We start from the raw sequence: 18,280 nt of genomic DNA on the forward strand, positions 1-18,280 counted from the left end.
CAACGCGGACAGGTTCGCGACCGTCTCGTTACGGACCTTGCCGCCCTCCCGGAACGTCCGGCGCAGGTAGGCGGACTGGTACTCGCGGCGCTCCCCACGCTTGTCCACATGCGACTTCCGCACTCTGACTACGTGGACCGCGCCATCCTTTCTACCCATGAACACACAGTAACGGCATCTCTCGCGTCAGGCCGCTCAACACGCCGAATATTCTGACTACATCACAGGACAGCAAAGACACAAACACGCAGGTCAGGCAAGGAGTCGCCGCTCAAGGCCGCCGCAACTTCGGGCTAGCAGCCGCCAATTCAGCCAGTTCAGCCAGTTCGGCGAGATAGTCGAGAACTGCATCGCGCTCCGCCAGCCCGACCGGGAGGCTGGCATCCGCGTCCGCAACCAACCGATCCGCAATCCAGGATCGGACCATCGAGCGATCGACCGGACCCAGTTCCTCCAGCAAGAACCACCCTAGGTTCTCGTCGACGATCTCCCTTAGCATCGACTCGAGTTGCTGGTCCAGTCTGGCATCGTCTGCGAGCCTGGTCAGCACCCACCGAAACAACGAAGACGACGCCGACCAGCCCCCGTCGCCCACTTTGATCAAGCCAGCCATTCATTTCACCGTAAACACTCGAGAGCCAAGTTGATCGACGAAGTCTTGCACCATGCCCGCCTGCGCCGGCGTGAAACCAGAGACATCCACCGGAACGAAGTCAGCCTTGCCTAGATGACCCGCAATCTGCTCCTGGAAGCGAGGCCACCGGATCCCGGCACTTGAATCCGAAGCTCGGACGATCTCCGCTCGTTCCCTGCGGACCCGCTCAGTGATCGCTGCCAGTTCATGAGGTGGCACGACCCTCAGGATCGCAGCGAGTCCTGCGGTGACGAGGTAGGTGCGGAAGCGCACTTCCTCAGGCGAGAACTCCGAGGGCTCTTCCTGCTCGAGCAGCTCGGTTGCCCGCAGTAGAGCGGCACCGTAGCTGAGTCGGCGGACCTCCAGAAAGCCACGGTGGACGCCAGCGCGTCGTACCCGCCGAGCCGATCGACGACCGCCGGCGGCGGCGGACACACCCGTGACCCACGAATACCCGCGCAGAACCTCGCCACTCCGGAGTATTTGCTAAGTCATTATCGCGCGACGCGAGCCCACCTGCAGGACGGGTGACGATTCAGAGGCGCCAGCGCCTCACATCAGCAGTCGGGCTGACAATCGCGATTCGGTTCGCGTCATACGTGTCGGGAGAAGTCTTCTGGGTGGTCCGAGCGACGAACCGATTCGATCTCATTGCGCAACTCCTCAAGTTCATCCTCGCTCAGAGCGAAAGGTGCGGAGCAGCTCCTTAACACGTCCAACCTCTGCCCTTCAGTCCACTCATCCCAGATACTCAAGGAGGATGCGTAGCGCACAACGACGTCCTTCTCGTGCGCCCTACTGGACCACCTCTGCCAGGATTTCCATCGCTCAGCTCGCCCCAAGTCTCCAATTCGCGCGCTTTCCAGGATGATCGAGTCAACGATCCGGCGATGCGCTACTGCAAGCCTCGGGCTACCGAAGTACGGCTCGGGAGGCACCCCGTCCTCAAATTTCAGCCGAACCAACGCCGACGCCAAGGTCTCCAATTCTTCAACAGTAAGCTCTACCAGCATAAACCTTCTCCTAGCCAAACGGATTCGGACCGCCGTACACCACATCGGACGGATCAAACCTAATCGATCCCTGATGTATCAGCTCATTCGGCTGCTCACCAATCCGGAGAGACATGCCTTGACGCCTTCGTATCGCAATCATAAATCCCCCCTTGCCCGCATACGAAGGGTTGCCGGCAAAAAGAACGCCGCTTGTCTCACCAGGGGAAACCATTTCCTGGGTCATGTACGCGCGTCCCTTTGCGTCTGCTCGAACCGTTCCCGACTTGACGATACCCTCATAGCCCTTCTGGTCCGTGTAGTGGAACAGGACATCATCGTCGAGATTCTTCATGAGCGAATTGACCGACCCAATAGTCCCGCATCCATCAGTGTTATGGACCAGAACCGAGTTGGCGCCCGCTGACACATAGTAGGTGTGGATGCCCTCGACGGTGAGGTTGTAGGCGGTGGTTACTCGTTGGGAGCCGGGGCGGAGGCCTACTACGCGGACGAGGCGGCCGTCGGCGGCGAGGAGTTGGTCGCCGCGGTCGAGTTGGTCGGCGCGCTGGTATTCGCGGTCGGTGGCGTTCCAGAACGGGTGGTCCTCGGTGGTGGTGATGACCTTGCCGCCCTCGACCTCGAGATCGGTCAGGGTGTCGGAATGGACCCAGAGATGAGTGACCTTGCGGGGGCCGCGTTCCCCTGTTTCCGGGTCGGTCGCGAGCACCTCGTCCCCGACCTTGATCTCCGAGATCGGCTTACGCGAGCCGTCACCCATCTCAACTGAAGTGTCACCACTGAAACTCTTCAGGCCACACTTCCCGGCGAGCATCGCGGCCCAACCGGCACCCTCCTCCACAGCTTCCGCGCCGGCCTTGGCACCCTTCAGCGCCACGCCAGGGGTCGGCAACCCGAAGAACCGCCCAATCTCGTAGGCACGGCTATCAGTCTGCACACCATGGGTAGACACGAAATCGCGATAGAGATTCGCGTCCGACGGAAGCCCGGCCAGCTTGCGAAGCGGGCTCAGTGGATTGAGTTGCTCGCCCTGCTCGATTGTGCCCTCGACAGCACCCGGGATGGCATTCCCCCAAGTCTCCTTGACTGCGTCGTTGTGTTCCTCGGCGGAGGTCGAGATCGGCAGGACGAATCCACCACCGCCGTGTTCGTCGGGGGAGATCCCGTTGATATGGCCGTCGATCTCGACGCGGCTGATGGGGTTGCCGCCGCCGAAGGCGTAGCGGTTGGCGTTCCAGGGGTCGGTGGCCAGGTTGAGGTCGGCGAGGGCTCCGCTGTATGAGTCGCGGGTGAGGAAGCGGTTCAGGCCGGGTGAGTAGTCGCGGAAGCCCATGTCGTAGGACTGCGAGGACTGGTCCCAGCGTTTGGCGTTGAAGCGGTAGACGTTGTAGGGCTCTTTGCCGGGGTTTTGTGCTTCGGGTTTGTCTACGCCGGTGAAGCGGTCCTCGTCGTTCTTGCCGTACGCCGTGTAGCCGTACGTCGAGCGGGTGTCGCCGGCATCGGAGGTCACGGTTTCTACGTCGCTGTGGGGGTTGTAGCCGTAGTACGAGTCCTCTGAGGTGCCGTCGGGCTTGAACTTCACCTGGGACAGGCGGGAGCCCCACGGCGAGTACTGGTACGACGCGGTGATCTCACCAGCTACCTCTTCAGAGAGCACCTCTCCGGAAAGGCCCAGATAGGAGTAGTTCGTGGTTTTGGTGCCCTCGACCTTGGAGCTGGTGCGATCCAGAGCGTCGAAGGCCGTCGTGGTGGTCTTGGTGGTGCCGTCTTCCTGCAACTGGCGGTGTTTGATGATGCGGTCGTAGCCGTCGTAGGTGTTGCGTTCGATCACCTTGCCGCCAGCCGAGACCTGAGAGAGGCGGCCGAAGGGGTCGTAGGTGTAGGACGCTGTGGAGCCGCCGGTTGTCGCGGTCAGGAGACGGTTGCGGTCGTAGGAGTAGGTCGTCGCGACGTCCTTGACCGTCTGGGCGACGACGTTGCCGGCTGGGTCGTGGGTGTAGGACTCGGTGGAGAGGACTGCTGAGCCGGCGGCGTCTTTCTTTTCTACCTTGGCGATTCGGTCGAGCGGGTCGAAGGTGTAGGCGAAGACGTTGTCCAGGTATGCCGCGTGGTTGTCGGCGTTCTGGACCTTCGCGGTGTCTTTGACCCGGTGCCCGTTGGCCGAGTACTCCATCGCGTGCTGCGAGACCAGCGTGCCGCTCGACTTCTTCTCGACCTGCGAAGCAACCAGACCATCGAGGTAGTAATCGAAATCGACCGTGTTGCCGTTGGCCTTGGTCTCTACGTCTGTCTCGCCTCGGGCTGTGTAGGTGTAGCCAGAGATCTTCGGCGAGGTGTCTGTCGCGGTCTTGCTGTTCTTAACCTGGTCGACCAGGTCGCGGGCGTCGTAGGTGTACGACGAGAACTGGTCGTCCTTGTTCGCCGCATCGTCAAACACACGCGTGACGGGCGCGCCGTTCTCGTTGTAGGTGTACGTCGTCGTCTTGAGGAGCGCGGTGCCCTTCTTCTCCTCGACCTTCGCCACCTGGTTCAGCCCGTTGTAGCTGACGAGATAGTCGCTGACCTTCGCGCCCGGCTGAGTATCGGTGATCTGCAGCAGGTTGCCGTTGGTGTCGTAGGTGTAGGTGAAGTCCTTCTTCTCCGCATCGGCCTCACCCGTGTTGTCGCGAACCACCTTCACCGCGTCAGCGGCAACAGTGCCGGTCGTGGCCGGAGCCAGCGACACCGAGCCCGTCGTCGCCTCCGCGAACGTGTACTCGCCAAGGCTGACCCACATACCGGCGCCAGTCGTCTGGTTGACCGGCTTGCTGACAGGGACACCGCCAGTGCTGACCGAGTACGGCGCCGCGGTCGATGCGCCGGCCACAGACGGGTACCTGACGTAGACGGTGTACTTCCCATCAGCCGGGACGTTCAACTTCCACGTGTGCTTGTCCGTGCTCCCCGTAGCCGCAGGATGAGTCCGGTAGTTCGTGCCCTGGAACCCGGTGCCAGTGGACGACACAGCCCATGTGCCCGCGACATCCACGTCACCGGTGTCGGAGTTGTCCACCAGGGACACGTGCAGACCGACGGGTACGCCGTCGTCGCTGCGGGACTTGAGTTTGCCGTCGGGGAAGAAGTCCCACGACATCGTCCGCGACGACGAACCACCCGCACTGGTCAGCGTCCGCGCGGTCTGCTGGCCGAGGTCGTTGTACCCGTACGCCGCGACGATGTCCCACGGGTCCGTGCTCGCCTTCACCCAGCCGTTGTCGAAGTAGCTGTACGACGTGTCGTTGCGGACAGCCTGCCCCTCCGACGCTGGCGCGCTGACCTTCGTCACGTTGCCGATCTCGTCGTAGGTCATCACGGTCTTGTCCGGCGTGTTGTACCGCGTGTCGTCCTTGTCGTAGGGCGACAACTTCTCCTTCGGCCGGTTCAACGCGTCATACACAGTGACCTGGGCGAAGTCATCCGGGTCATCCCCGGTCTCGACGCCGCGCGGAGTGATCACCTTGGTCTGGTTACCGACCTGGTCGTACTCCACCTGCGTCGTCCTGTACACCACGTTGCCAGAGGCATCCTTACTGTGCGGAGCCTTCACCTGGACCGTCTTGCCGCGCTCATCCAGCGTCATCAACGTCTTGTTGCCATCAGCATCCGTCGAACTGGCCACATTGCCGTCACGGTCGTACTCCGTCGACGTACTCTTGCCCAAGGCATCGGTGGCCGTCTTCGGACGATGCGCCTTGTCATAGGTCGACTTCGAGGTGTAGTCCGCCGGATCGGCCGACTTCGACTTGCGCGGGTCCACGACCGTCACGACATTGCCGACGTTGTCGTACTCGTAAGAGATCTTGTCGTCCTGCGCGTTCGTGACCGACAGCAACTGGTACACCGGGTCGTACTGGTACGAGGTGACGAAATCCGTCGTGTCCGGAGTGAGAACACCCTTCGGCTCGGTCTGCCGAAGCAGGTTGCCGACGACGTCGTACTCGTACTTCGTCTCCCGGTCCGGGTCCGTCGTCGAATCCTTCGGCGCCTTCGACGAGATCAGCTGGTCCGCGTCGTCGTAGGCGTTGGTGCTGATCGCGCCGTTCGGGGCGGTCGCCTGCGTCACGTTGTCGTTCGCGTCGTACACCGGCGCGGGCGTGGTGATGAAGAGGTTGGCGGCCTGGTCCTTCGGTACCTTGGTGGTCAGTGGCCGTCCGAACACGTCGTACGTGTAGGTGCTCGTCTTGAGCTTGGCATCGGTGACGGACAGCACGTTGCCGCGGACGTCATAAGCGAAGTCGGTCGACTTCGTCAGCGCGTCGGTGATCTTCTTCGGGTAGCCGGTGTCGTCGTAGAGCGAGTAGGTGGTCGCGTTGTTGTTGGCGTCGGTCGACGTCTTGAGCTGACCGAGCAGGTCGTACGCGTACTTCGTGGTGTAGTCGCCGACCGTCGGTGTCGCGTTGCCCTTCGGGTCGGTGACCGCGGTCAGGTTGCCGAGCGGGTCGTACCCGAAGGTCCAGGTACGGCCCTCGGGGCTGACCTTCCGGATCAGCTCACCGTAGAAACCGTTGCCGCCGACGTTATAGCTCAGCACCGTGGCAGGCGTCCCGTTCGCGTTGGCTTCGGCGTCCTTGATGGTCAGCGGGAAACCGGTCTTCGGATCGTAGGTCCAGGTGCTCTGCGCTCCGTTGGGCTCTTCCAGCTGGGTGACGTTGTGATCGGTGTCCCAGCTGAGCAAGGTGTTCTCGTTCTTCGCGTTGGTGGTCTGGACCGGACGGCCGAAGCTGTCGGTCACGTACTTCGTGACGCGCGGCGTCGCGTCAGTGACAGTCGTCTCCACAGTTCCCGTACCGGGGACGTAGCCGAACGTCGTCGTCTTGCCCAGCCGGTCCGTCAGCTTCTCGAGCTTCCACTTGTCCTTGGGGTCGGTGGTCGCCGCGAAGTACGACAGGTTCGTCGACTTACCGCGCGGGTCGGTGACCCGTACCAGCTTCGTGTTCTTGTTGGTGTTGGTGGCGTCGTAGACGAACTTGAACGTCTTCGCCGCGGTGGAGCCGGCACCATCCACCAACTCGGCCATCAGGCCCTTGTCCGAGTAGGTGAACGTGACCTTCCGGCCGGAGATGTCGGTGGCGGACTCGACCTGGTCGATGATCTTCGGGTTGGTCAGGTTCGTCGCGGCCGTCTTCACGCCGGCGTCGTTGATGTAGCTGTACGCCTGCCCCTTCTCGAAGTAGTCCAGCGTGAGCGTCCGGCGCCCGGCCGCGTCGGTGATGTAGTCGAGGAACTTGACCGGCTTGTTGGCGCTCTTGCGCTCGGAGTAGGTGAAGAGCGTCTCGTTGGCGTTCTTGTCCCGGATGACGGACTGGAAACCCTGGTCGTCGAAGAAGAACTGGGTACGGTCCGGCCGGGTCAGCGCCCAGGCGCGGTTGACCGACGTCTTGTTGTCCGGCGGGTCGGCGATCTTCTGCAGGTACAGGTGAACGCCCTTGGGATGGTCATAGTCCCACTTGGTCTCATCCGTCGTGCCGTGCTTGTTCAGCGCGAACGTGTGGCTGGTGCCATCCCCGTCGGTCAGGGTGATCGTGGTCGGCCACTTCTGACCGCGCGGGTGGAAGTCCAGCGCCGAGCCCAGGCGGTTCAGCGTGGAGGTCGACAACGACCAGCCGTAGCCCATCGAGGAGGCAGAGGTGTCCAGGCTGTTGTAGGTCATCCGGACGAAGGTGGACGCGCCACGGCTCGGGTTGGTCAGCGCGTTGTAGCCGAAGGCAACGTTTCCGGTGGCCAGGTTCACCATCGCGGACGAGCCGGCACCGGTGTTCTTCCCGGCGTACTGGTAGAACTTCTCCAGCCCCAGCTGGTCCGAGGTCGGGTCCTCGACCGCGGCGTTCTGGTTCAGGGTTCCGACTCCGCCGGAGGTCTTGGAAAGCCAGGCCCCGGTCGTCTTGTTGCGCAGGTCCCACTGGAGCACGAAGTCCTCGCGCTTGTTGCTGGGATCGGCGGCGACCGGGCTCTTCACCTGCGCACTCACCTTGACCGCCGCGCCCGGCGCCAGGTCCGCGGGCAGCGCTGTGTCCAGGCGGTTCGCGGCCGAGGTCACCTCGGTACCGTCCGGCAGCGTCCAGTGGTACGACAGTGCGTACTCCGAGGACTTCAGGGCGAAAGCCTGCGTGTTGGTGATCGTCACGTCGACCGGGTACTGCGCCGCGGGCGTCTGCCGCTGCGGCGTCTTCGGCGCGTGGTACGCGGACTCCGGTGTCTTGCTGAGATAGGTGACCTTCAGCAGCGGACGCAGCAGCGGCTCAGCCGCTTCAGCACTGAGGAACAGCGCATGACCGGTAACCGCCTCAGTCGACTGCTTGAGCAGGAAGCCGTGCTCGGTCGCAGGGGTGTTCACCCAACCCTGGACAGCGGTCTTGGCTTGCCACCAATGCCAGGTCGGATCCGGCACGCCGATGTTGCCGGCCGGCACGTAGTCCAGGGCCGCTCCGAAGTCACCACCCGCTGTGGTCCACGACGTGGTCGAGTTGGCCTTCTGCCAAGTAGTCGCCGCCTCGACGAACGTCTTGCTCAACGCATGGGCATTGACCTGCGCGGCGCCCCCCTCGTAGTGGGCCTTCCACAGCCCGAGCTTGGCGTCCATGATCGTCGAACCCGCCGGGATGGCGCCGGTGACCGTTCCGAAGTTCACCACGGCGCGTGCCTTGCCGTAGGTCGCATTGTTGCCGACCTCGAGCCAGGGCTTGCCCTCGACCTTGTCGAGATTGGTCGCGTACTGCACGCTCGACAACGTCGAGTCAGCAGCGGCCTGGAAGTACTTGACCACCTGGCCCGCCTTGGGCAGGCGCGCGAGTTGGGTCGCCGACGGCGTCAAGCCGCCGTCCTTGGTCTTGACGGCGACCTGGTAGTAGTAGCCGTCTCCTTCGTCCGACGTGTCGTCGGCCGGAGTCGGCTCGGCACTGCTGTCGACATAGGTCGTCGTCCCCGTCGCCACCGGTGAGACCAGCGTGTCCGGGGTCGGCATGAAGTTCTGGAAGATGCTGCGGTGTACCTGGTACTCGACGATGTCGTCAGCCGTGCTGGTGCTCGGATCGACGTACCCGCTCCAGTTCAGCGTCGCGCCTGTCGCGGCGATCGTCGTCGGCGTGCTGACGACGACTCCAGGCCGGCCGTACGTGACGATCAGCTTGGGCCGGTTGGCGTGCCGGTGCACGTCAGAGCCGTTGTACGCGTACTCACTGGCCTGGTAGACGGGTCCGCCGCGGCCGAGGGTCTCATCGGTCGCCTTGACGATCATGCCGTTGTTCGGCGAACCGCCAAGCCAGCTTTGCAGCATCGAACGGACGCTGAACGTGTGCCACACGCTGCTCTCTCCAGCGTCCTTCGTGTCGTACGCCCGCTTCAAGAGCCACACCGCGTCCGCGGTGGTCGCCTTGCCCGCGACATCGCCCATCGTGATCCGGTAGCCGCCACCCACGTTGAACGGGAGCGAGCCGAGGGCCTTCAGAACGTTGCCGCTACCAAGCGTCTGGTTGACCGTGTAGTTGGCGGTACCGCCACCGTGGAGAACGCTGTACGGCGTATTGGTGGCGCGGTCGGCGCCTTGGATGTAACCGGCCGAGACGTCGTAGTAGCCGGTCTCCGTGATGTCCGGCATCCAGGTGAACGTCGACCCGGTCGCCGCGTCGTTCTGGTACCGGTAACCGCCGCCATCAGCCACTGCCGACGCAGCCTGCGGCCACGCACCGACCATCGACGTGTTCGCGGTATCGCCGTCGTCGACGTACGCCTTGTTGAAGGCGAGGCTGCCCAGCGTGGTGTTGACCGACGAGTTCCAGTTGACCGTCGACTCGCTCCAGGCCGACGCCGCCTGACGCGCTTCCAACTGGACCGCGTTCGCGTTGGTCTCGAACGACTGGTCGAAGTACAGCTTCAGCTGGGCGGCATCGACCGTGGCTCCCGCCGGGATGGAGGAGATGTCGAACTTGAGCAGGCTGCGGCGCTTGGCCGATCCGGTCGTCCCGGCGTACAGGCCGGTGATGCCGCCGTAGTTGGTGGTCGGCGCGCCGGAGTCCACCATCGCGTCCTGAGCCTGATCCGGGGCGGGCTCGATGGCGATCGTCGGGTCGATCACCACCGGGTACTGACGATCGGCGCTGTTCAGCCACGCCGCATCCGCCCGCACCGTGATCTCGAAGTTGGCTCCGCGCTGCGTGACGGTCTGCGTCACGTTGTCGCTGAAAGCCTTCCCGTACGGCGACGCCGCGTCGTCGCGGGCGTCCGTCATGAACGGCCGCGGCATCGTGAACAACGGCCGGCCGACCCCGCTCGCCGGGTGGAAGGCGATCGAGCCGTCGGACTGCTCCACGGCCTTCACACCGGCCAGCTTCAGGCTGAACCGGTACGTCGGGTCAGCCGGCGCCGACTCCAGAACGATGCTCTCCTTCAGCTGATCCGGCCCGGCCGTCCGCCAACTGGAACACCTTGCTCGTCGGCGTCCGGCGGCCGGGCAACTCCTTCACCCGTCGCCCGTCCCGCTTGACGGGTGAGGGAACTTGCTCGTTGCTGGCGACTCCGGCGGGGAGAACGGCGTTCAGTTCCGGATTCGGCTGGTTCGACTGGCTGCGCCAGCCCTGCAGGTCGGCAGCGGCAGACGGTGCGGACGAGCCGGCCGAATCGGCGAAGGCCTGCGTCTGCAGGCCGGACACGAGCAAGGCGACGGTGACGGAGACAGGGACGAGCACACGGCGGACGCGGGACATGGGCGGATCTCCTTCGTCTACCCGGGGTGCCTCACGGTGAGTCACCGAACCCCGGATGCCAGGCGGTTGCACCCAACTGTGGCCGGGCCGGAGGAGATTCCCTGAGGCGGCGGCGCTGCGCAAGTGCTACTCCGCGGTCATGTCACAACCTGCAAATCTGTAACGTTCCGCCGGATTTCCCGATCGCGCGCGAGGTGCCGTTCCATCGTTAGAAGGCCAGCTGCTCCACAATGCGGAACGGCGCCTGGAGGGGCCATGGCAGGCAGCGGTCCTACCAGCGGTGTGTGTTGATTTACGGGGCGTAACGGACTGCGCGGTAGGCCTGCAACCGAGTAGGATCCCGCGTTTGTGAAACCGTTCCCCGCCCGGGCTCCGGTTTTCGTGGACAGCACCGGGCGCCGTCATCGCACGATCCGTCGCTTCGGGGCCTTCCTCGCCGTGCCCGCCGTTGGTTACGTGGTGCTGCTGGGCAGCAGCCTGCTGGGTGGTCCGCGGGTGGACGCCCCTTTGATTCCACTGCCGGAAGCCGCCAAGCAGCAGACCGGACCGGGCCCACGCGTCCCTCCGGCGCCGAGCCAGCCGACCGACACCCCGCGTCCCGGGGAGACCTCCGGTTCCGAGCCCACCTCGGAACGTAGTACGACGGAAGGCACTACTCCCGAGCCGACCGAGGCACCCACGACGGTGGCATCCAGCCCAGGGCCGTCACAGGCTGTCAATCCGACATCGACGGCAACAGCAACGGCATCGGTGCCCAAGCCTCCGGCCCCGACGCCGACCGCGACCTCCACACCCAGACCGACGTCGGCACCAACGCTTACGCCGACGCCGACGGTAGAGACACCGGGACACGGGAAGCCGACGGCGCCGCCCGGACGCACCAAGACGCCGTCCAAGCCGTGACACGAGCCCGCCGCGCCAAGCAGATCCCGTTGCGGACCCATTGGGTCATGCTGACCGTGCTGCTCGTCTGTCTGTCCGGTGCACTGTTACTGCACGGTTACACCCACCACCTTTACGGCACGACGCCCGACGGTGAGGCGATCGCCGAGGGACCGCACAACGCGGTACCGGCGGCGATCGCCAACGGCGGGCCTGTCATCGACGCCACCACCGGCGCGGCCCGATCGGTGCGACCGAGGGCCAAGATGATCGCGATCACCTTCGACGACGGGCCGGATCCGGTCTGGACCCCGAAGGTGCTCGACCTGCTCCGGGACCAGGGCGTCAAGGCGACCTTCTTCGTCATCGGCACCGAAGTCGTGGCGCACCCCGGGCTGGCCCGCCGAATCGTTGCTGAAGGCCACCAAATTGGCGTGCACACCTTCACCCACGCGAACCTGAGCACCGTGCCAGCCTGGCGCCGCTCCCTCGAACTGCGACAAAGCCAGCTGATCCTGGCCGGCGCGACCGGAGTCAGTACGCCGCTGCTGCGACCGCCGTACTCGTCGGAGCCCAACGCCTTGACCAACGCCGACTGGGCGGCGGTCAAGCACGCCCGGGACGCGGGCTACCTGACCGTGCTCACCACCCAGGACAGCGAGGACTGGCGCCGGCCGGGAGCCACCCAGGTGATCGCGAACTCGATGCCGAAGGGCGCGGCCGGCCAGGTGCTGCTGATGCACGACGCGGGCGGCGACCGGAGCCAGACACTGGATGCGTTGGCGAAGCTGATCCCCAGGCTGAAAGCCCGCGGCTTCGCCTTCGCCACCGTCAGCGACACGGTCGGCCTGCCGCAGCCGGTCCATTCGGCCGGCCTGGTGGAACGCGGTCGCGGGATGGCCGTCATCGGGGCGATGCGGCTGAGCGACGGCACGTTGAACGTGATCACCTGGCTTCTCTACATCGCCGGCGCGCTGAGCGTGCTGCGTGCCGTGACAACCGTGATCGCGGCCAAGCGGCACGCGCGCGAGCGGTACTGGTCCTGGGGTGAGCCGGTGACCGAACCGGTCTCGGTGATCGTGCCGGCGTACAACGAGTCGGCGGGGATCGAGGCGGCGGTGAGATCGCTGCTCGCCTCCGACTATCCGGTCGAGGTGATCGTCGTGGACGACGGTTCCACCGACGGCACCGCCGACCTGGTGGAATCGCTGAACCTTCCGGGCGTCCGCGTCATCCGGCAACTCAACGCGGGCAAGCCGGCCGCCTTGAACACCGGCCTGCTGGCGTCGTCGTACGAGCTGGTCGTGATGGTCGACGGGGACACCGTCTTCGAGCCTGATGCGGTCCGCATGCTGGTGCAGCCGTTCGCCGATCCGTCGGTCGGAGCGGTGTCGGGCAACGCGAAGGTCCTCAACCGCAAGGGATTGCTGGGCCGGTGGCAACACATCGAGTACGTCGTCGGCTTCAACCTGGACCGCCGGTTGTTCGACCTGGCCGAGTGCATGCCGACGGTACCCGGCGCGGTCGGGGGGTTCCGGCGCAGCGCGCTCCAGCGAATCGGCGGTCTGAGCGACGTGACGCTGGCGGAAGACACCGACCTGACCATGGCTTTGTGCCGCGACGGCTGGCGGGTCGTCTACGAAGAGCGCGCCCGCGCGTGGACCGAGGCACCGGCCAGCCTGGGCGCGCTCTGGCGGCAGCGCTACCGCTGGTGCTACGGAACGCTCCAGGCGATGTGGAAGCACCGTGGCGCGTGGGTTCAGCGAGGACAGTCGGGCAAGCTCGGCCGGCGCGGTCTCACCTACCTGATGCTCTTCCAGGTCCTGCTACCACTCCTTGCCCCGATCGTGGATGTGTTCGCGATCTACGGACTCGTCTTTCTGAATCCGGTCAGGGTAGGCCTGGTATGGGTCGGCTTCCTGGCTGTGCAGTTCGGCATGGGCCTGTACGCCTTCCGGCTGGATGGCGAGCAGGCCGGGCCGTTGTGGAGCCTCCCCCTGCAGCAGTTCGTCTACCGCCAGCTGATGTATCTGGTTGTGATTCAATCGGTTTTCACGGCTCTGGCCGGCTCCCGGCTCCGGTGGCAGCGGATGGAGCGCTACGGCACTCTCAGCGTCCCGCCGGCGGCACCGTCAACCGAAGGATTTCCCTGATTCTCCCGGATTTTCCGCCCAATCGCTTCCGGATCAGCTAAATAGCTCGCATTATTCCGGGAACCGGCCGCCCGCCCACAGCGGCCCGAACCCGGAGGAGCGCGTCCCCATGCGATCTTTCAGTACCCGTCCCCGCGCCCTGGCCGTCCTGCTGGCCGGTACGGCGCTCGCCTTCAGCCCGCTGGGCGGTCAGGCGACGGCCAAGCTGCCTGCCGAGCAGCTGAACGACTGTTTCATGCCATCGGCCAGTGCCGACGCCAAGGGTGGCCGTGGCGCCGACACCCGTGAGGTCTCTCCGGCCGAGCAGAAGGCGATCGAGGCCCGGACCGCGCAACTGCTGAAGGCCAAGGCGGCCCGTGGCATCGCCGTGCCGCAGGGTGCGCTGGCTGCCGCGAACGTGCCGGTCTACATCCACGTGATGCGCGACGCGGCAGGCAATGGCGATGTCACCGACACACAGATCGCCAACCAGATGGCCGTTCTGAACAAGACGTTCGCCGGCCAGGAGTCGTCCGCTGCGGCCAACACCGGCTTCACCTTCACGCTGGCCGGCACGTTCCGGTACAACAACAACAACTGGCACAAGGACAAGCAGAGCAGCACGTACCGCAAGCAGACCCGCAAGGGCGGCGCGAACGCGCTGAACATCTGGCTGGTCGACTTCTCCTACCTCGGCATCGCGACCTTCCCGTGGGACTACTCGCGCAACCCCGGCATCGACGGGATCCGGGTGAACTACACCTCGCTGCCCGGCGGTACAGCGACCAACTACGACCTCGGCGAGACCGCGACGCACGAGGCCGGTCACTGGTTCGGGCTCTACCACACCTTCCAGGGCGGATGCACGACCACGAACGACTCGGTCGCCGACACGCCCGCCCAGGGCAGCTCGACCAACGGCTGCCCCGTAGGCCGTGACTCCTGCTCGCTACCGGGTCTCGACCCGATCCACAACTACATGGACTACTCGTACGACTCTTGCTACAACCAGTTCACCCCGGACCAGAGCACCCGGATCAGCAACATGTGGACGGCGTACCGCGCCTGACCACCCGGACAGCAGCCGCCCCGCACTCAGCCGGGGCGGCTGTTGTCGTTAGACGAGGTAGCGGTCGCCATCGCGTAGTACGCGAAGCCAGCAGCAACCGTAGGCGCCCACCGGGTGCCGCAAGGTGCCGTCGTTCGCTACCTCTGCGGTCTTGCCGGTGAGTACGTCGGCAACTCGTACGCCGACACCGGCACCAGCTACGGCGAGCGTGACCTCAGTGGGCTCGGGCGAGAAGTTGTGCAGAGCAATCAGCGTGCCGCCGGCGTACTCCGACTTGTGCGCGAACACCGATGGCGACTCGTGCTCCAGGATCGTGCAGGTGCCCCAGGACAGCTCAGGACACTCGCGATACCGCTGCGCCAGCAACTTGATCCAGTTCAGCAGCGAGTCCGGATCGCGTCGCTGGTCGGCGACGTTCACGTGTTCCGGCGAGAGCTCGCCCTCGACCATGAGCCCGGCCAGGTCATCCGGGTCGGCCGTCGAGAACCCTCCATTCACCTTGCTGGTCCACTGCATCGGACTCCGTACCGCGTTGCGCCCCTCCGCCGCGAGGTTCTCGCCCATCCCGATCTCCTCGCCGTAGAACAGCACCGGCGTACCGGGCAGGGAGAAAAGCAGGCTGTAGACCATCTTGATCCGGGCCTGGTCGTTGCCGAGCATTGTCGGCAACCGGCGGCGCAGACCACGGCCGTAGAGCTGCATGTCCTCGTCGGGTCCGAAGGCGGCGAAGACCTCCTGCTTCTCCTCCTCGGTCAGCTTGTCCAGGGTCAGCTCGTCATGGTTGCGCACGAAGGTGCCCCACTGCGCTTCCTCCGGCGGCTCGGGTCGTTCGCGCAGCGCCTTGGCCAGCTCCGCCGGATCGGACCGCGCCAGCGACAGGTACAGCTTCTGCATGCCGATGAAGTCGAAGCACATCGTCAGCTCGTCGCCGTCCTCGTCCCCGAAGAACGTCCGGGTGTCCTGGTAGGGCAGATTCACCTCGCCGAGCAGCACGGCCTGCCCACTGCGCCGGCTCAGGAAGGCCCGCAGGTCACGCAAGTAGTCGTGCGGATCGGCCAGGTCAGCGGCCTCCACGGATCCTTTCGTGTCCAGCAGGAACGGCACCGCGTCGACCCGGAACCCCGAAAGTCCGAGCTGTAGCCAGAACCCGATGATCCTGATGATCTCGTCGCGCACCTGGGGGTTCGCGATGTCGAGATCGGGCTGCTGCTTGTAGAACTGGTGCAGGAAGTACTGCCCCGCCAACTCGTCGTACTCCCAGAGACTCTTCTCCTGGTCCGGGAAGACGATCCCCTCGTGCTGGTCGGCCGGCGGCTCGTCCCGCCAGACGTACCAGTCCCGGTACGGCGAACTGCGCGACGCGCGGGCGCTCTGGAACCACGGGTGCTGGTCCGAGGTGTGGTTGACCACGAGATCGGCGATCACCCGCATGCCGCGATCCTGCGCGAGCGTGATCAGCTCGACCAGGTCGCCGTGCGTGCCGAGTCGCGAGTCGACTCCGTAGAAGTCGGTGATGTCGTAACCGTCGTCGCGGTCCGGCGTCGGGTAGAACGGCATCAGCCACAGGCAGGTCACGCCCAGCTCGGCCAGGTGATCGATGCGCTGCGACAGTCCGCGGATGTCGCCGCGTCCATCGCCGTCGGTGTCGAAGAAGGTCTCGATGTCCAAGCAGTAGACGACGGCGTTCTTCCACCAGACATCGGCGGTCTCGGTCAGCCTCACGGGCGGGTCACCTCCAATTGGGGCAGGACTCTCTCGCCGAAGACATCGATGAATCCGGACTGCTCCTGCCCGACGTGATGGACGTAGATGGCGTCGAAACCCAAGCCGGCGTACGAATTGAGCCATTCGGCGTGCCGGCCGGGGTCCGACGAGATCCGGACCGCCGCGTGCATCGCCTCGGGCCGGACGTGCTCGGCCGCCTGATCGAAGGACTCGACGGAATCCGTGTCCCAGCAGAACGGCGGTGCGAACACGTTGGTCCGCCACTGCTCGTGCGCGATCCGCAGCGCCTCGTCCTCGTCGGGGTGGTAGCTCACATGCACCTGCAGACAGACCTTCCCGCGGCCGCCGTTGTCCTTGTACGCCGCGATCATCCGGCGCAGGTGATCCTCTTCGGCGGCGACCGTGATCATCCCGTCGGCCCAGCGGGCGCAACGCTCGGCGGTCGCGACGGACACGGCCGCACCCAGCAGCGCCGGCGGCTCGTCGGGCAACGTCCAGAGCCGGGCACGATCGACGGTGACGAGTCCGTCGTGGCTCACTTCCTCACCCTGCAAGAGCTTTCGCATCACCTCGACGGAGTGCTCCAGCCGCCGCTGACGGGTGGCCTTGTTCGGCCAGCCCCCACCGGTGATGTGCTCATTGCTCGCTTCGCCGGTACCGAGCGCGGCCCAGAACCTGCCGGGGTACATCGACGCCAGCGTGCCGATCGCCTGCGCGATGATCGCCGGGTGATACCGCTGACCGGGCGCGTTGACCACGCCGTACGACAGCCTGGTCGCCTGAAGTGCCGCCCCGAGCCAGGACCAGGCGAAACCTGACTCGCCTTGCCTGCTGCTCCAAGGGCTGAAGTGATCAGAACACATCGCCGCCGTGAAGCCGGCCTGCTCGGCCCGCATCACCGCTGCCAGCAGGTCGGCCGGTGGCACCTGTTCATGCGAAGCGTGGAAGCCGTAGACAGTCATTACCTCTACGTGCCCACCTCGCCCACCACTACACGGGAGGGAGGCGATTCATCCTTTGGAGGGAGGCCCTTCCCGCGGGAGCGGTCGAGTCTTTGAGGTATGGACTCGGTAGTGCAGTGGTGTCGGCTTTGGCCCTCGTGGGCTCCTCGGGCAGCGCAGTACTGGGCTGCCCTTTTCGGCGGCGTGGCGTTCGCCGGGCTGGGCGGGGCGTTGGCCGTCGGCGCGGTCTCCTACCAGCGCCTCAGCCGGTCTCACTGCTGAGCTTGGTCGTTCGCCTGGTCCACCAGGGCGATCGCGATGGCGTTGAGTTTGGTGTTGCTCGCCTGGGAGAGGCGGGTCAGGAAGGCGAAGGCGCGGTCGGCGTCGAGTTTGTAGCGCTCCATCACGATGCCGACGGCCTGGCCGATCACGTTGCGGGTGGCCAGCGCCTCGGTCATCGTCTGGTCCTGGCGAGCCCAGCCCATCGCGACGGCGACCTGGCCGGCGAACATGCTGCCGAGGTGGACCGAATCCTGGTCGATCGCGTTCGGCTCGGCGGCATAGAGATTGAGCGCGCCGCGGACGTGCGGCACGGCCCGGAACTGGAAGGCGACCTGCGATCCGAAGCCGAGCGCCGCCGCCTTCGGGCCGAAGTCCGGCCAGCGCGGGTCGGTGGCGAGATCGTTCACCGCGACGACCGGGTCCTCGATGGCCGCGTCCAGGCACGGTCCTTCATCCAGCTCGTACTGCAGGTGGTCGGCCCTGGTGACCATCGGGCCGGTCGGCGCCAGCGTCTTGATCTGGCGGTCCTTGGTGGTGACCGAGATGCTCGCCTCGACGATCCCCGGGATGGAGTCGACCGCGCAGCGGATGATCACCTGCAGCGTCTCGTCCAGCTCCATCGGACCGGTCATCGACTCGGCGACCTCGGCCATCGCCGCGGCGATCTCCAGGTGTGGTGATTGGTGTTCCACCATCGTCAGCTCCTCGGCGGAAGCCGATCCCCCCGGGAGTCGGCGGTGTCGTTCCTAGTGTGCCGTGTCGGAGGTTCCGTTAGCGATAGCGGTGTCCAGGTGCGTGCCTCGTGGTGGCGGAGGAGCGGCCTCGATGTTTTTCCATCGTGGCCGTTTCTCCGCTGCCGCGAGG

Annotated in this window: 10 protein-coding genes; 2 read left to right on the plus strand and 8 right to left on the minus strand. The window is 65.3% G+C overall.

From position 1 onward, the window contains the following. Window positions 1–271: 271 nt before the first annotated feature. The 5 genes from A3ES_RS0144130 to A3ES_RS0144150 all read right to left on the minus strand — a co-directional run bounded on the left by A3ES_RS0144130 (window position 272) and on the right by A3ES_RS0144150 (window position 10,385). Window positions 272–613 (minus strand): hypothetical protein, encoded by a 342-nt coding sequence (locus tag A3ES_RS0144130; RefSeq protein WP_020393246.1) that lies wholly within the window; start codon window positions 611–613, stop codon window positions 272–274. After that, window positions 614–1,069, minus strand: coding sequence for a hypothetical protein (locus A3ES_RS0144135; RefSeq protein WP_020393247.1), 456 nt, complete (start codon window positions 1,067–1,069; stop codon window positions 614–616). 158 nt (window positions 1,070–1,227) lie between these two features. Next, a complete protein-coding gene (locus tag A3ES_RS0144140) occupies window positions 1,228–1,647 on the minus strand; it encodes a hypothetical protein (protein WP_020393248.1) in 420 nt (139 codons plus the stop codon). A gap of 10 nt (window positions 1,648–1,657) precedes the next feature. Next, entirely contained in the window at window positions 1,658–10,000 is an 8,343-nt protein-coding gene (locus A3ES_RS50575; protein ID WP_020393249.1) for a DNRLRE domain-containing protein, read from the minus strand. A 34-nt stretch (window positions 10,001–10,034) separates the two neighbouring features. After that, the gene (locus A3ES_RS0144150) at window positions 10,035–10,385 is read right to left on the minus strand and encodes a hypothetical protein (protein WP_020393250.1); all 351 of its coding nucleotides are present in this window, start codon (window positions 10,383–10,385) and stop codon (window positions 10,035–10,037) included. 899 nt (window positions 10,386–11,284) lie between these two features. Here A3ES_RS0144150 and A3ES_RS0144160 point away from each other — a divergent pair. After that, on the plus strand, window positions 11,285–13,420 hold the full coding sequence (locus A3ES_RS0144160) for a bifunctional polysaccharide deacetylase/glycosyltransferase family 2 protein (RefSeq protein ID WP_026163783.1): 2,136 nt from the start codon (window positions 11,285–11,287) through the stop codon (window positions 13,418–13,420). Window positions 13,421–13,529: 109 nt separating this feature from the next. Continuing rightward, window positions 13,530–14,468 (plus strand): zinc metalloprotease, encoded by a 939-nt coding sequence (locus A3ES_RS0144165; protein ID WP_020393253.1) that lies wholly within the window; start codon window positions 13,530–13,532, stop codon window positions 14,466–14,468. Window positions 14,469–14,516: 48 nt separating this feature from the next. On the opposite strand, the gene A3ES_RS0144170 is transcribed toward A3ES_RS0144165, so the two are convergent. The 3 genes from A3ES_RS0144170 to A3ES_RS0144180 form a co-directional block, all read right to left on the minus strand. Beyond that, window positions 14,517–16,190 carry an alpha-amylase family protein gene (locus tag A3ES_RS0144170; RefSeq protein WP_020393254.1) on the minus strand — a complete coding sequence of 558 codons (1,674 nt, stop codon included), beginning with the start codon at window positions 16,188–16,190 and terminating at the stop codon, window positions 14,517–14,519. Then, the gene (locus tag A3ES_RS0144175; RefSeq protein ID WP_020393255.1) at window positions 16,187–17,155 is read right to left on the minus strand and encodes a TIGR03885 family FMN-dependent LLM class oxidoreductase; all 969 of its coding nucleotides are present in this window, start codon (window positions 17,153–17,155) and stop codon (window positions 16,187–16,189) included. Before A3ES_RS0144175 ends, A3ES_RS0144170 begins: the two co-directional genes overlap by 4 nt. A 251-nt stretch (window positions 17,156–17,406) precedes the next feature. Further along, window positions 17,407–18,111 carry a GAF and ANTAR domain-containing protein gene (locus A3ES_RS0144180; RefSeq protein WP_020393256.1) on the minus strand — a complete coding sequence of 235 codons (705 nt, stop codon included), beginning with the start codon at window positions 18,109–18,111 and terminating at the stop codon, window positions 17,407–17,409. Between the last annotated feature and the right edge of the window lie 169 nt (window positions 18,112–18,280).

The sequence above is a fragment of the Kribbella catacumbae DSM 19601 genome (assembly GCF_000372465.1).
GTDB lineage: Bacteria > Actinomycetota > Actinomycetes > Propionibacteriales > Kribbellaceae > Kribbella > Kribbella catacumbae.